At 50.6% G+C, this 15231-nt stretch carries 14 protein-coding genes; 2 read left to right on the forward strand and 12 right to left on the reverse strand.

The annotated features are described in order from the left end of the window. The 12 genes from HMPREF2871_RS09300 to HMPREF2871_RS09350 all read right to left on the reverse strand — a co-directional run. The coding region (locus HMPREF2871_RS09300; RefSeq protein ID WP_283116995.1) for an ESPR-type extended signal peptide-containing protein at positions 1–2260 on the reverse strand (2260 nt) is incomplete at its 3' end. Between the two features lie 768 nt (positions 2261–3028). Beyond that, positions 3029–3157, reverse strand: coding sequence for a hypothetical protein (locus tag HMPREF2871_RS12165; protein ID WP_273620690.1), 129 nt, complete (start codon positions 3155–3157; stop codon positions 3029–3031). A gap of 198 nt (positions 3158–3355) precedes the next feature. Next, complete coding sequence (gene purH, locus HMPREF2871_RS09305; protein WP_049344467.1) at positions 3356–4936, reverse strand: bifunctional phosphoribosylaminoimidazolecarboxamide formyltransferase/IMP cyclohydrolase; 1581 nt, start codon at positions 4934–4936, stop codon at positions 3356–3358. Between the two features lie 163 nt (positions 4937–5099). Continuing rightward, complete coding sequence (locus HMPREF2871_RS09310; RefSeq protein WP_049344557.1) at positions 5100–6269, reverse strand: chloride channel protein; 1170 nt, start codon at positions 6267–6269, stop codon at positions 5100–5102. 108 nt (positions 6270–6377) lie between these two features. Next, complete coding sequence (locus tag HMPREF2871_RS09315) at positions 6378–7196, reverse strand: hypothetical protein (protein ID WP_049344469.1); 819 nt, start codon at positions 7194–7196, stop codon at positions 6378–6380. Between the two features lie 65 nt (positions 7197–7261). Beyond that, a complete protein-coding gene (locus HMPREF2871_RS09320; protein ID WP_049344471.1) occupies positions 7262–8137 on the reverse strand; it encodes a DMT family transporter in 876 nt (291 codons plus the stop codon). Between the two features lie 76 nt (positions 8138–8213). After that, positions 8214–8948: a glutamine amidotransferase-related protein gene (locus HMPREF2871_RS09325; RefSeq protein ID WP_049344473.1), complete on the reverse strand. Its 735-nt coding sequence runs from the start codon at positions 8946–8948 to the stop codon at positions 8214–8216. A 43-nt stretch (positions 8949–8991) separates the two neighbouring features. After that, positions 8992–9231 (reverse strand): Fis family transcriptional regulator, encoded by a 240-nt coding sequence (locus HMPREF2871_RS09330; protein WP_003684241.1) that lies wholly within the window; start codon positions 9229–9231, stop codon positions 8992–8994. A gap of 53 nt (positions 9232–9284) precedes the next feature. Then, positions 9285–10289 carry a tRNA dihydrouridine synthase DusB gene (dusB, locus tag HMPREF2871_RS09335; protein WP_049344475.1) on the reverse strand — a complete coding sequence of 335 codons (1005 nt, stop codon included), beginning with the start codon at positions 10287–10289 and terminating at the stop codon, positions 9285–9287. Positions 10290–10420: 131 nt separating this feature from the next. Then, positions 10421–11071 (reverse strand): site-2 protease family protein, encoded by a 651-nt coding sequence (locus HMPREF2871_RS09340; RefSeq protein WP_049344477.1) that lies wholly within the window; start codon positions 11069–11071, stop codon positions 10421–10423. Positions 11072–11456: 385 nt separating this feature from the next. Further along, positions 11457–12875, reverse strand: a complete 1419-nt coding sequence (gene glnA, locus HMPREF2871_RS09345) for a type I glutamate--ammonia ligase (protein ID WP_049332295.1) — start codon at positions 12873–12875, stop codon at positions 11457–11459. 238 nt (positions 12876–13113) lie between these two features. Continuing rightward, positions 13114–13503: a surface-adhesin E family protein gene (locus HMPREF2871_RS09350; RefSeq protein ID WP_049344479.1), complete on the reverse strand. Its 390-nt coding sequence runs from the start codon at positions 13501–13503 to the stop codon at positions 13114–13116. 192 nt (positions 13504–13695) lie between these two features. On the opposite strand from HMPREF2871_RS09350, the gene aroE reads away from it, so the two are divergent. Together aroE and mtgA are read left to right on the forward strand one after the other, a co-directional pair. Continuing rightward, positions 13696–14505 carry a shikimate dehydrogenase gene (gene aroE, locus HMPREF2871_RS09355; RefSeq protein WP_049344482.1) on the forward strand — a complete coding sequence of 270 codons (810 nt, stop codon included), beginning with the start codon at positions 13696–13698 and terminating at the stop codon, positions 14503–14505. 2 nt (positions 14506–14507) lie between these two features. Next, on the forward strand, positions 14508–15209 hold the full coding sequence (gene mtgA, locus HMPREF2871_RS09360; protein ID WP_049344484.1) for a monofunctional biosynthetic peptidoglycan transglycosylase: 702 nt from the start codon (positions 14508–14510) through the stop codon (positions 15207–15209). Positions 15210–15231 lie beyond the last annotated feature (22 nt).

A 15231-nucleotide genomic window follows, 5' to 3' on the forward strand; every position in this document is an offset into this window, starting at 1 on the left:
CACCTTTAGGGCCAGCAGGACCAGTATCGCCTTTTTCGCCTTTAGGGCCAGTTGCGCCAGTAGCACCAGTTGCACCGGTATCGCCTTTAGGGCCAGTTGCACCAGTTGCGCCGGTATCGCCTTTAGGGCCAGTTGCACCAGTTGCGCCGGTAGAACCAGTAGAACCACCACCAATTACGCTCAGGGTGTATTCGTTAGTGCCGTTTGAAGTCATCTTCAGACCGTCACCTGCGATCAGTTTCAGGGTGTTATTGGCATTTGATTTAGGATCGTATTTGTATGTACCTACATCTGGTGAGCTACCGCTACCATTATGGCCTGAGAATACAAACGGATTCAGGTTTTCGATGCGGTTTGCAACAGCGTACAATTGAGAGCCGTTGATTGCATCGGTAGAAGTTGCAGAAATACGGCCTGCGGCAACGTTTTGGATTTGACGCTCGTTACCTGCAGAACCTACAGACAATACTGCGCCGTTGCCCAAGCCGCTGGTTGCGCCTGCGAAGCCGCTGTAAGTGTAGCTGCCAACAGTAGCAGTATTGGTAGGTACGAATGCGCTGGTTGTAGAGCCGTTACCCAGGGCTACGCTGTTTTCGATAGTAGATTTAGCTTCTGAGCCCAAAGCCAGAGTGTGTTGGGCTGTTGCTTGAGCGTTGTTACCCAGGGCAGTTGCAAACTTACCGTTGGCTTGAGAGAGGCGGCCCAATGCGATGGCTTGTTCTGAAGTGGCTTGGCTTTGTACGCCCAAAGCTACTGAGTATTTACCAGTTGCTTGAGCAGCAGGACCGAATGCAGCGGCAGAAATACCGTCCGCTACAGAACCGCGACCGATTGCTACGGCAGAACCTTTTTTAGCTTGAGCGTCGCCACCCAATGCTACCGCGCCGTTTGCCAGAGCTTGAGAACGTTGGCCGATAGCAGTTGCCACGATACCGGTTGCTTGAGATTCAGTACCGATTGCCATTGCCGAACCGGCATTATTTACTACGCCGTCGCCATCAGAACCGGTAGAAGTACCATTTGCTGTAGCAGCATAACCTACTGCAACGTCAGCAGTTTTAGAAGCATTTGATTTAGAACCTACTGCAATAGAGTTATTACCAACGGCTTTAGCAGCAGAACCTGCTTTATTACCCAGAGTACCATCTTTCGCACCGCCAATAGCTACAGAATTTTCACCTGTTGCTTGAGCAGATGCACCACCGGCAAATGAGCCTTCGCCATTCGCTTGAGACAATACGCCGATAGCGGTACCACGTGCAGCAGTTGATTCAGCATAAGCACCGATACCAATTGCGTTATCACCTCTAGAAACTGTTTTAGTACCGACAGCAATGGAGTTATTATTAGCCGCAGTAGCAGTTTGACCCACAGCAATAGCATTAGACTCAGCAGCAGTAGCGTTAGAACCTACGGCAATTGCAGCTTCTTTATTGGCTTGTGCATATGGACCAACCGCAACTGTCAGATTACCTTCTGCTTTTGTATATGAACCAACACCGACAGCTTGAATACCTGACGCATTTGCGCTAGTACCTGCTGCAATCGCGTGGTCTTGTTTTGCTACGCTATCTTTACCGACAGCAATAGCATTAGTCCAAGCACCGTGAGCGTTGTTACCAATAGCGATAGAATCTTGTTTTTCAGCGTTCGCATGCGTACCTACAGCAACTGCAGCAGCATTTGCATTGGAGTTATCACCAATAGCCGTTGCAAATTGTGCGCCAGCATTTGCACGGTTACCGTATGCACTTGCAGAGTCTTGAGTAGCAGTTGCACGGTTACCTACTGCAGTCGCACGAATTTGCGTTGCTTGGGCTACGTTACCGATTGCAACAGAAGCTTCACCACTTGCAACAGAGCTTACACCCATTGCAGTCGATGCACCGCCGGTTGCGATATTGTTATTACCCACAGCCAATGCTGCGTTTGCAGTCGCAGTATTGTTAGCACCGTAAGCAATAGTACCGTCTTCACCGCTCGCAGTATTTTGATAACCCACTACAACAGAGTTGACACCAACGTTTCTGTTAGAACCGTTGTAAGTACCATTTGGAGTAATGTTTACTGCACTACCTCCCAATTTTACATCGGCCTCTGCTCCGCTAGATGCCATCAAAGCACCTGCTGCAACCACTGCAGCAGCTACGGCTTTACGCTTGTCAGAAGCGGATTTTTTGCCGTGTGCATGGCTGATTTCGGAAACCGCGGTCCATGTCTGGGTCGCGTGGTTCCAAATGACTTTAAAGACTTTATTCATATCGATTTTCCTGTAAGGGGTTTGATTTCTTTTGGGACGTGTTGCTCGGCTGTAAACCGCCTGTCCACACATTTGCCGCATTTCAGAGTCTCCCCTTTATGCGGTTTCATGCCGTAATCTCCTGTATGCAATTCCCGTGCCAAAAGTCTCCACTCGGCCGAATAACAGCTAAAAGCCTGTTTTATGGGATTTTATGCTGATACATTTTGGGAAGCTTGTGAAGTTTGGGAAACGATGTGCCGTTTTTTGTCAGCTTGTTTCTTAACAAGTCACTTTTTGTCAGCTTCTTTCAATGCATTCGGAATCCTTGTCCAAATTTTATATGCGTTTGGTTTTACAAATCAACTCTTCCGATAAAGTGTTATTTTTTCGCCCTCAACGGTCATGCTGGTTAGATTTACTTGTTGCTTTTTTTAAACGCTTTTTTATAATTATATGATTTTTATTGAAATTTTCAAACAATAATGATTATTAAATAATATGTTAACAGGATAGTTATTTTAGTGATAGATTTAGATGTCAGCTTTTATTTAGAGAATTAATGAGATTTGTATCGAGGATCGGTTTAAACCGTGCGATGGGTTTATATCGCCTGTTTTCAGACGGCCTTTGACGTTTTCTAACATAGCAAACAGCAGGCAAATGACACGAATTTATGCGCTATTGAGCCGATGGACAATGTTAAAAAGGCAAGTGTAAAACTTGCCTTTACGTTTGGGATTTGCTTGTTCTCTATTGTAGAAAACTGTGTTGTTTTTTCAGACGGCCTTACCAACGGAATGTTTGGGTCACGCCTGCGGAAGCGCCGTTGTTGCCGGCATAGCCGTAGCCACCGGTATGACTGGAGGCGCAGGCGGTGAGTGTGGCGAGGGCGAGGATGAGGAGGATGTGTTTCATATTTTTTCTCTGAGTGGGTTGGTTTTAGACTTAGGACGTTTTGTTGCCGTATGAATCGGATGGGCTGTGGCTTGGTTGCTTTGTCTTGATTTACAGTTAGGCCGCTAAATTGTTTGATGATTAAAGAAGGCCGTCTGAAAACGGGTTTCATGATATTGAAACTTTGTTTTCAGACGGCCTTTATTTTATATCAGCTTATCAGTGGCGGAAATGGCGGATGCCGGTTACGACCATGGCGATGCCGTGTTCGTCCGCTGCGTCAAAGACTTCTTGGTCGCGCATGGAGCCTGCCGGATGGATGATGGCTTTGATGCCCTGCTCGGCAATGACATCTACGCCGTCGCGGAATGGGAAGAAGGCATCGGAAGCGGCACATGCGCCGTTGAGGTCGAGATTGGCATCTTGCGCTTTGCGGGCGGCGATGCGGGTGCTGTCCACGCGGCTCATTTGGCCTGCGCCGATGCCGTAGGTTTGACCGCCTTTGCCGAAGACGATGGCGTTGGATTTGACGTATTTCGCGACGTTCCAGACAAACATCAGGTCGTTCCACTCTTGCTCGGTCGGTTGGCGTTTGGAGACGACTTTCAAATCGGCGCGGTTGATGCGATGGATGTCGGGGGTTTGTACCAACAGTCCGCCGCCGACGCGTTTGAGTTCAAAGCGGTTGGCACCTGCTTCAAGCGGCACTTCCAATACGCGTACGTTTTTCTTGGCGGCGGCAATTTCGAGGGCTTCGGCGGTGAACTTCGGCGCCATGAGGACTTCCATAAATTGGTTGTCGGTAATTTGTTTGACAGTTTCGCCGTCCACTTCGCGGTTGAAGGCGATGATGCCGCCGAATGCGCTGGTGGTATCGGTAGCGTAGGCGAGTTTGTAGGCATCCAAGGTATTGGAGGCGATGGCTACGCCGCACGGATTGGCGTGTTTCACGATCACGCAGGCCGGCGCGTCAAAGGATTTGACGGCTTCCCATGCGGCATCGGCATCGGCAATGTTGTTGTACGACAATTCTTTGCCTTGCAGTTGTTTGTAGGCGGAAAGGCTGCCTGCGGCGGGGTAAATATCGCGGTAGAACGCGGCGCGTTGGTGCGGGTTTTCGCCGTAGCGCATGTCTTGCACTTTAATCCAGCTTTGGTTGAACTGGCTTGGGAATTCGCCGATTTGGGGCTGGCCGCTTAAGACGTCGTCTGAAAGGGAGGTCAGGTAGTTGGAAATCATGCCGTCGTATTGGGCGGTATGGCTAAATGCTTTGCGTGAGAGGTTGAAACGGGTTTTGTCGCTCAATGCGCCGTTGTTGGCTTCGAGTTCGGCGGCGATGGCCGGGAAATCGGCTGTGTCGGTAACAATGGCGACATGTTTCCAGTTTTTCGCGGCAGAGCGCACCATGGTCGGGCCGCCGATGTCGATGTTTTCAATCGCGTCTTCCAGTGTGCAGTTTGGTTTGGCGATGGTGGCGGCGAAGGGGTAGAGGTTGACGCACACGAGGTCGATATTGCCGATGCCGTGTTCTTCCATCTTGGTGACGTGTTCGTCCAAATCGCGACGGCCGAGGATACCACCGTGGATTTTCGGATGCAGGGTTTTCACGCGGCCATCGAGCATTTCGGGAAAACCGGTATAGTCGGCAACTTCGATAACGGGAACGCCTGCATCAGCCAAGAGCTTTGCTGTACCGCCGGTAGAGAGGATTTCAACACCGAGCTTAGTCAGGGTTTGGGCAAATTCGACTGCGCCTGTCTTGTCGGATAGGCTGATCAGGGCGCGTTTGATGGAAGACATTTGGATTTCCTTTGTTGAAGGTTTAATCGATATGGGATGAATTTTCAGGGCGGTATTATCCGCTATTTTCGCCTTTTTGGCAGTAGGTTTTTATAGATATTGTTAACAATTTTATTGTAAAAGGCCGTCTGAAACTTGGTTTCAGACGGCCTTTTGCTTTTGCCTATTTAAATCCCATTTTCTTTGCTACCCATACTGCGCCTGCCATGCCTGCACATAATGGCATGAGCAAGGCAACGGGGGCGTAGGTGAGCTCCAAAATAAAGGCTATGGCTGTCAGGGGCATTTTAAGGGAAACGCCGAGGAAAACGGCAGCGCCGACAACGGCCGCGCTTTCGGAGGACATGGCAGGAAAGAAAGTATTCCACGCGGCGGCAGCTGCAAAGGCAATGGTACTGCCGAGCATCATGGACGGGGTAATCAGGCCGCCGTATGCGCCGACGGCAAGTGCCATCAAGACGACCAGCCATTTGACGGCGGTCAGCTCAAGGCTGTGTTGCCAGTCAGTCAATCCGCCAAAGGTCAGTTGGTTGCCTGCTTTGCCGTTGCCCAAAATTTCGGGAAACCAAACAGAAATCGCACCAATGAGTGCAAACATACAGACGGCCAAGGGAATGATTTTGATGTTGTCGCGCTTGATGAAGGGAAACTTTTGGGCTGTGCGCTGGAAAAAGACGGCGGTTGCGCCCAGTACTGGGCCGATGATGGCGGAAAACCAAAGTAATGAGGTGTTGATGGAAAGGTTGGCCGGATGATATTGCTGCACGTCGCCCAAGCCGATGCGCGCAACGGCGGTGGCGATGACTGAAGTCAGCAATGCGGCGGCAACTGCTTGCTGCGTCCATACGCCCAGCATGGCTTCGAGGATGAAAAGTGTGGAGGCGAGCGGCACATTATACACGGCTGCCAAACCTGCACCCGAGGCACAAGCGATGACCAGCCTTGTGTCGTCTTCGCTCAACCCGAAACGGTTGACGCCTACTGAAGCAAAGGCAGCAGTCATTTCGCGCGGCGCAACTTCGCGGCCGAGCGGCGAGCCAAGCCCGACGGTAATGATTTGCAACAGAGCATGGCTGACGGTTTCAAAAAACGGAAAACCGACGAGCGGATTTTTAACCACGGCTTTAATGCTCGGTTGCGGCCTGCCGTAGCGTTTGAGCAACCACCACCCCAAGCCGACCACCGCGCCGCAAAAGGTCATCACGCCGATATGCCGCTCCGGACTTGCCTGCGATACGCCCTCGCGGAAAGAAACGTATAGGCCGTCTGAACCGTAACCGTAGGCAAGATGTTGAATCGTGTGCATGATTTCGGTTAATACAATGCCGACCATGCCGCCGATAATGCCGGTAATGATGAGGGCGGTCCAAAGTTTATGCGTTTCTTTCACGGGATTTGACTTGAGGTAGTAGTGGTTTAATCAAAGCGTTTTTTAAGGAGACTATTGTCCGCCTAAGGGATAGTTCTTGGGGGCGACGTGGGTTTGGCCGTTATAAGGGAAAATATATTTCTGATTTTTATAATTTTTCTTTCTTGATACGCCGCTGAGTTTTGCAGCCAACGCCCATACGCCGGATACGGCAGGACGGCTTTTGTCAAAAGCAATTTTGGCTTCCAGGCTGACAAACGTGTCTTCGCAGAGGCGTTTTTCGCGCCCTTTCCATTCATCGCAATCGCCAAAATATGCGCCGTTATCATTACCGCTGATAATTAAGCTTTTACGGACACGGTTGCTATTATCGGTAAACAGGAAATTTTCTCCGGTTGTCGTTTCACCCTGACCTGTATAACCTGACTCGACAGTGTAGCCCCAGTTTTGTGCGCCCACCTGAACAAACTTCCATTCCTTATTCTCCGGCGGCTCGCCCCATGCGCCGATTTTATCTTTTCCGTGCTGTTTGATTGCCCACTTGCCGTCTGCTTTCTCCAAAACAAACAATTCTGCCAGACCCGAAGAAGCATGCGCGTCCTGTTTTACTTTTTGTTGCATATCGTAGGCAAAACCTGTGTACAACACATAGCGCGTGGCTTTGCCGTTGCGCGTTACGGTATGATCGGCAACGGGTTTCATGCAATACATAATATTGTCAGATGCTGTCTCACTGTCTTTCGGCGGCTTGGCGAGCTGGCATTTGTGCGCGGCAAGCGGTCGGTTGTAATGCTTGGCAATGACGGCCTGTACGGCGGCTTTGTCGTTATCGGGTGCAGCCGACGCCAAGATAGGGCAGGCAAGCAAAAGCAGGGAGATAATGCGTTTCATAGAAATTTTCCCAAAATGTTTTATTGAAAAAAGATACTGCTTACTTCAGGCCGTCTGAAACCGTTTCAGACGGCCTTTTTGTGTTTGTTGCTGACACGCGCCAACATACCGGCGACAAAAGTGGACGCAATAACGACGGTAATGCCCATCGCAGACATAGCACTTAAATGTTCGCCCAAAATTAGCACCGCCATGATAACGCCGATGACAGGCTCAAGCGAAATCAGTAGGCCGGAGACGTTGGCAGGGACTTTGTTCATGCCTTTGTTCCACAACAGATAGGCAAGCCAGCTACAGCCGATGCCCATATACAAAATCGACAGCGTACCGCCCCATGACCAGTTGATTTGATAACTGTCTGCCAACACCAGCGAAAACGGCAGACACAACACCGCCGCCACAGCCATGGAAGCCGCGGTAAATGCAGGCGCACCGATGCGGGCAATCATCTGCTGGCTCGGTCGTATCACGCCTGCAAAACCCAATCCCGCAAGCAAAATCAACAGACAGCCGAACCAGTCAATCGTACCGCCCTCTTCCGCGCCGCCCATTACCATCATGCCCACGCCTGCAAACGCCGCCGCACCGCAAATCCAGTGGTAAATTTTCGCTTTGTCGTTGAAAAAGAAATGACCGACAAAAACCACCAGCAAAGGCTCCAACCCCACCATGGTAACCGCGCTGGCGGCAGACGTGTATTTCAAACCGATAAACTGAAGCATCAAAACGACAACGTAGTTAACAAAGGAAATCCACAACAACGGCTTCCACTCGCTCCGCGGAATCCTACCCAAATGGCGGCGGCACGACGGCAGCACCATCAATGCGGCAATCAACAACCGTGCCTCAACCATCAACGCAGGGTCGATCATCTCGTAAGAATACTTGGCAGCGATAAAAGAGCTGCCCCAAATCAGCAGGGCAAGTATTTGATAGAACATGGTCCGACCTTTTAAAAAGGGTTAATCGTTTCTTCTCTATATTTATTATTCAGACGGCCTGGAGAGTTAGCCTTTTTTATTTTGTCTTCGTCAGCGAATCCAAAAAGTCGAAGAGTTTGGCATTCATTTCACTGAAATCCGCCGCTTCGATTTTATCCGGATGCTGGACATAAGTTTGGGCTTGGCTTTGTTCGGCCACATTTTCGCGTCCGTCCGCCGCAATCAGCAGCCCGACGGCTTCACGGTCAAACTCCAAATGGGCCTGGAAGGCATAATGTTTGGGCGCAAAACGGATAATCTGGCACGGACAGCCTTTGCTGGTTGCCAACACAACCGCCTCATCCGTCAAACCGGGCATATCGCCGTGCCAATGGCCGGTATTCAGGGTTTTGCCCAACAGGGAAACATGGGCATCCGCCAAACCTTCCGCCGTCAACTCAATCGGATAAATGCCGATTTCACGCTCAGGGCTGCGTGTGTGGCGCGCGCCGTAGGCAACGGATAAAAGCTGCGCACCCAAACATACGCCGACAATATATTTATCCGCCGCCATCGCCTGACGCATCAGGAGCAGCTCGGATTCGGGGTCGTAATACGGGAATGCCTGCCTGTCTTCATCAGGCGATTGCGGCCCGCCCATCACAATCAAAAAATCTATATCGTCCACATTGTCAGGCAGGGTTTCCCTTTCGTACACTTTGGTTGTACTGATGTTATGTCCGCGCCATTGCGCCCATTTCAAATATGCTCCCGGCACTTCAAATGCCTCGTGCAAGATGAAATGGATATTTAATTTATTCGGATTTTGCATTGTTATTTCTCCTTCGACCGTCAGGACGGATTGCCCTGCCGTATTACAGCATACCGTGCTGTTGTAATTTTTTACGCAGGGTATTGCGGTTCAAACCCAAAATAACGGCCGCTTTAGACTGGTTTCCGCCGCATTGCTCCATCACGCAGGCAAGCATCGGCTTTTCCACTTGATGCAATACCATATCATACACACCGCAAGGTTCCGTACCATCCAAGTCTTTGAAGTATTGTCGTAAGTTTTGTTCAATACATTGCGCAATGTCAGTAGTCGTTTGATTCATCGTCATGTCTTTCTTTAGATTTGTTTTTAAATGATGAGGCCGTCTGAAACTCTTTAGCCTTCCCGATAGTGGCATACCCAGTGGTCGGTTTTTTCTGAAAGTATCTCAAGATAGGCGGCAAGGGTATCGTATTGTGCTGAGGCGCTGTCCAAGTGGTTGATTTCCCGGCGTGTTTGTTCGCCGTCGGGCATTTCATCGATATACCAGCCGATGTGTTTGCGGGCGATGCGTACGCCGGCCACTTCTCCATAAAATTCATGCATGGCGCGGATATGGTTCAAAATGGTGGCGTTGCATTCTGCCAAGCTTAAGGCCGGCGGCAAAACGCCGTGTTCGGCGTAATATTTTAAATCACGGAAAAGCCACGGCCTGCCTTGTGCGCCGCGCCCTATCATGATGCCGTCGGCGGCGGTTTGCTTGAGTACGGAGGTGGCTTTTTGCGGCGAAGTGATATCGCCGTTGACCCAAACGGGGATGTTCAAACGGCCTTTGGTTTCGGCAATCAGTTCGTAACGCGCTTCGCCTTTGTACATCTGCGTACGGGTGCGGCCGTGGATGGCAAGGGCTGCAATGCCTGATTCTTCGGCGATTTTGGCAATGGTCGGCAAGTTTTGATGTTCATCGTGCCAGCCCAAACGGGTTTTGAGGGTAACGGGTACGTCCACCGCGTTGACAACGGCTTCCAAGATTTCGGCAACCAAAGGCTCGTTTTGCATCAATGCGCTGCCTGCCTGAACATTGCAGACTTTTTTGGCCGGACAGCCCATGTTTATATCAATGACCTGCGCGCCCAAGCCGACGTTATACCGCGCAGCTTCCGCCATCTGCTGCGGATCACTGCCGGCAATCTGCACGGCCACCACTCCGCCCTCGCCTTCAAAATCGCTGCGGCGCAAGGTTTTTTTGGTATGGCGCAAACTCGGATCGCTGATTAGCATTTCGCATACCGCCCACCCTGCACCAAACTCGCGGCAAATCCGGCGGAACGGTTTGTCCGTAATACCTGCCATGGGGGCAAGTGCGATGGGGTTGTCAATGAAATAGCCGCCGATGTGCATGATGTGTGCGCCAAATTGAAAGGGCTGAGATTGTACAATTTTTAAGCAACTTTTCCAATCGTATTTACATGTTGCACAATGAAAAAGGCCGTCTGAAACTGAGTTTCAGACGGCCTTTTCAGCCACAACATTTAAATAAACAGCATGACAACCATCTGTACTGCGGCCTGAATCATGGCAATAATCGGCCAAATCAGTTTGGCCAGCAGGCCGGTAAACAACAGGATCAGGATAATCCATGTGCCGTATGGCTCGATTTTACGGAACTGCATGGACTGCTTGGCGTTGAGGAAGGTATCAATAAAAATACCGCCGTCCCAAGGCAAAATCGGAATCAGGCTGAATGCGACCCAAATCGAGTTCACCATCACGCCGTAACCGGCCATCTGCGCCAAGGGCGCTTGATAAGACTCAGGCACATATGCGGCAAGTACGACGACAAAGCCCCAAAAGAACGCCAAAATCAGATTGGCAATCGGGCCTGAAATCGACACCCAACGCCACGCGCGGCGCGGATCACGGAAATTGCGCGAATCGATGGGCATGGGACGCGCCCAGCCGAACAGGAAACTGCCTATCATCAGACACACCAGCGGCACAACAATCGTACCGACAGGATCGATGTGCGGCAGCGGATTGAGGGTCAAACGCCCGAACTGCTCGCCGGTATGGTCGCCCCAATACCGCGCCGTATAACCGCGTGCCACTTCGCGCACGGTAATGGCCAACAACACGGGCAATACTGCCAGCAGAAATACGCCTAAATCAAAATTTGCAAACATGGTTTTCCTTATCAAACATGCCCTCTGAAAACAGAAAATATCCTTAAATATCCTTTCAGACGGCCTGAGGCTTTAATCTTCTTCTGTCTTATCCGAATCGAAAGACTCTTTCAGCTCTTCCCAAGTAATGCCCTTACCTTGCGGATTCAGCTTGAAGACTGGTTCACTATAAAGTAATGGCGAATATCTTTAATAAAAGGCCTGTCATGCTGAAATTTAACACGCAGTACCAATTCCATAAAGGCTTTCAAACAGCATGATTCATTGCTTCTCGCTATCATACCCAATTCGAGCACCCCATTTATTTCAAGCCTAAAGGCCGTCTGAAACTTCAAATCCAGTTTCAGACGGCCTTTGATTTACTATTTAAAATGCCTCAGCTGTTTTACAGGCTGTAATACATTTCAAATTCCAGCGGATGCGGCGCCATACGGATACGGCGGACATCTTCCTCTTTAAAGGCGATGTAGCTGTCGATCCAGTCTTTGCTGAACACGCCGCCGCGCAGGAGGAATTCATGGTCGGCTTTGAGGGCGGCCAGTGCTTCTTCCAAAGAAGCGCAAACGGTTGGCACCAATGCATCTTCTTCCGGTGGCAGGTCGTACAGGTTTTTATCGGCAGGGTCGCCCGGATGGATTTTGTTTTGAATACCGTCCAAACCGGCCATCAACAAAGCGGCAAATGCCAAGTATGGGTTGGCGGTCGGATCAGGGAAACGCGCTTCGATACGGCGTGCTTTGCTGCTGTTCACGGACGGAATGCGGATGGAAGCGGAACGGTTTTTGGCGGAGTAGGCCAGTTTGGTCGGCGCTTCAAAGTGCGGCACGAGGCGTTTGTAAGAGTTGGTGGACGGATTGGTAATCGCGTTCAAGGCTTTGGCGTGTTTGATGATGCCGCCGATGTAATAAAGGGCGGTATCGGACAAACCGGCATAGCCATCACCTGAGAACAGGTTTTGACCGTCTTTCCAAATGGATTGGTGAACGTGCATACCGCTGCCGTTGTCGCCCATAATCGGTTTAGGCATAAATGTAGCGGTTTTGCCGAAGTTGTGGGCAACGTTTTGAATCACGTATTTCATGTCTTGGGTTTGGTCGGCGCGTTTAACCAAAGTGGCAAAACGGGTGCCGATTTCCATTTGGCTGCCGGTGCCGACTTCGGCGTGATGGACTTCCACTTCGATGCCGAGTTCTTCCAAAACATTGACCATGGCAGAACGCAGGTCTTGGCCGCAATCAATCGGTGCAACAGGCGCGTAACCGCCTTTGACGGTCGGACGGTGGCCGGTATTTTGACCGTCCATGTGCAGGCCGCTTGACCATGCGCCGCTTTCGGACGTGATTTCGTAACGGGTTTTGTGCATGTCGGTTTCAAATTCTACGCCGTCAAAAACGAAGAATTCAGGCTCAGGACCGAAGTAGGCGGTGTCGCCGATGCCGGAAGATTTCAAATAGGCTTCGGCGCGGCGTGCGATAGAACGAGGGTCGCGGTCATAGCCTTGACCGTCGGCCGGATCGATAACGTCGCAGGTAAAGACAACGGTGGTATCGTCGTAGAAAGGATCGACGAAGGCTGTAGATGCATCGGGACGCAACTGCATATCGGAAGCCTGAATGCCTTTCCAGCCGCCGATGGACGAACCGTCAAACGCCTGACCGTTTTCAAACCATTCTTCGGGATCGTCGAGGACGATGCGGGCGGGTACGGTAAAGTGGTGCTGCTTGCCTTTGGTATCGGTAAAGCGCAAATCTACGAAGCGGGCTTCGCTTTCTTCAATCAGTTTTACAGCGTCTTTGATGGACATCTTCAGCTCCTGAGGGATTGGGTTTAATTTGTTATTCTATCACGGTAAGGCCGTCTGAAATACATCAGGGCGCCCGTTTTTACGCACTGAAATATAGTTTCAGACGGCAAGATTGTCAACAATATGCTTCGGTTTGTCTGTTCAAAAGCGGAATGCCCGCCCTTTTGTCCGAATGCCGACAAAACAGATGCCGTCTGAAAGCAGTTCAGACGGCATCTGTTGTTTGATTTGAAAACGGTCAGCGAGGATAGCCGTTGCAGACAAATTTGTACATACTCTCTCCAACCGTACCGGGAATAACATAACGCCATTCGGCATAGGATGGGGTATAAGAAACGATAGAGTTTCCCGATTTGGAATACGCCGTTATCGTCAAAATCCTATGACGTTTACCACTGCAATCTATTTCGTCCAACGATTTAGTTGTATTATAAATTTTTCCATCGCCAATCTTTTGCGGCTTGGCGTACCTTATTTCAAACCATGCTCTATCGTCCGTACGGCTGTCTGCATCACCAATGATAGTATAAGCCTCGTTACTGTCAGTACTTACCAACACCCAATCCGCCGCCACCGCCGGCGTTGCTAACCCTAATGCAAATACTGCCAAGCACAACATCTTTTTCATGTCCACCCCTTTCGTCCTTGTCAACAAAATAAAATTAAATTGTAAAAAAATAAAGTTAAATTGTAAAAAAAATGACTTTTTTTTTCAAGAAAAAATATTCCATCATACTACCTGACAACCATTTCAGACGGCATCGTTTCCATCTGTACGCCGCCGTTATAAAATAGCCGTCCCATCTTTTGGAACACGACCATGACTACCCTCCCCCGCTACGCCGTTTTCGGCAATCCCGTTGCACACAGTAAATCGCCGCAAATCCATCAACAGTTTGCACTGCAGAAAGGCGCGGCCATTGAATATGAGCGCATTTGTGCCGAAATCGGCGGTTTTGCCGAGGCTGTTGCGGCGTTTCACGCCGAGGGCGGGCAAGGTGCGAATGTAACCGTCCCATTCAAGCAGGAAGCCTTTGCACTGGCGGACGAGCATTCCGAACGCGCCTTGGCTGCCGGCGCGGTCAATACGCTGGTGTGGTTGGAAGACGGCAGAATACGCGGCGACAACACTGACGGTATCGGTTTGGCCAACGACATCACGCAGGTTAAAAATATTGCCATTGAGGGCAAAACCATTTTGCTTTTGGGCGCAGGCGGCGCGGTGCGCGGCGTGATTCCGGTTTTGAAAGAACACCACCCTGCCCGTATCGTCATTGCCAACCGTACCCATGCCAAAGCCGAGGAATTGGCGCAGCTTTTCGGCATTGAAGCCGTCCCGATGGCGGATTTGAACGGCAGTTTTGATATCATCATCAACGGCACGTCCAGCGGCTTGAGCGGTCAGCTTCCTGCTGTCAGCCCTGAAATTTTCCACAACTGCCGCCTTGCCTACGATATGGTTTACGGCGACGCGGCGCAGGCGTTTTTGAACTTTGCCCAAAGCAATGGTGCGGCCGAAGTTTCAGACGGCCTGGGCATGCTGGTCGGTCAGGCTGCCGCTTCTTACCATATTTGGCGCGGATTTACGCCCGATATCCGCCCCGTTATCGAATACATGAAAGCCCTGTAACCATGTTCCGCATCATCAAATGGCTGATTGCCCTGCCCATCGGCATCTTCATTTTCTTCAACGCTTATGTGTACGGCAACATCATTACCTACCGCGCCGTCGCGCCCAGCAAAACTGCTTTTATGTCCATGCGCATGAGTCAGTTTGCAAAAGAAGGCCGCGATGTCGAGCTGGATTACCACTGGGTGCCTTACGACCAAATCTCCGTCAACCTCAAAAAAGCCCTGATTGCTTCCGAAGACGCCAACTTTGCCGAACACAGCGGCTTTGACTGGAGCGGCATCAAATACGCCATGAAACGCAATAAGCAAAGCGGCGAAGTTAAAGCCGGCGGTTCAACCATCAGCCAGCAACTGGCGAAAAACCTGTTTCTCAACGAAAGCCGAAGCTACATCCGCAAAGGCGAAGAAGCGGCGATTACGGCAATGATGGAAGCCGTTACCGACAAAGACCGCATTTTTGAACTGTATTTAAACTCAATCGAATGGCACTACGGCGTATTCGGCGCGGAAGCTGCATCCCAGTATTTCTACAAGAAACCTGCCTCCGCCCTCACCCGCCAACAAGCCGCCAAACTCACGGCACGCGTTCCGGCTCCGCTGTTTTACGCAGACCATCCTAAGAGCAAACGGATGCACAACAAAACCAATATCATCCTGCGCCGCATGGGTTCGGCAGAATTGCCTGAAAGCGATATGGATTAATTAAAAAGGCCGTCTGAACATT

This window comes from Neisseria sp. HMSC067G12, from assembly GCF_001812725.1.
GTDB classification, from domain to species: domain Bacteria; phylum Pseudomonadota; class Gammaproteobacteria; order Burkholderiales; family Neisseriaceae; genus Neisseria; species Neisseria perflava.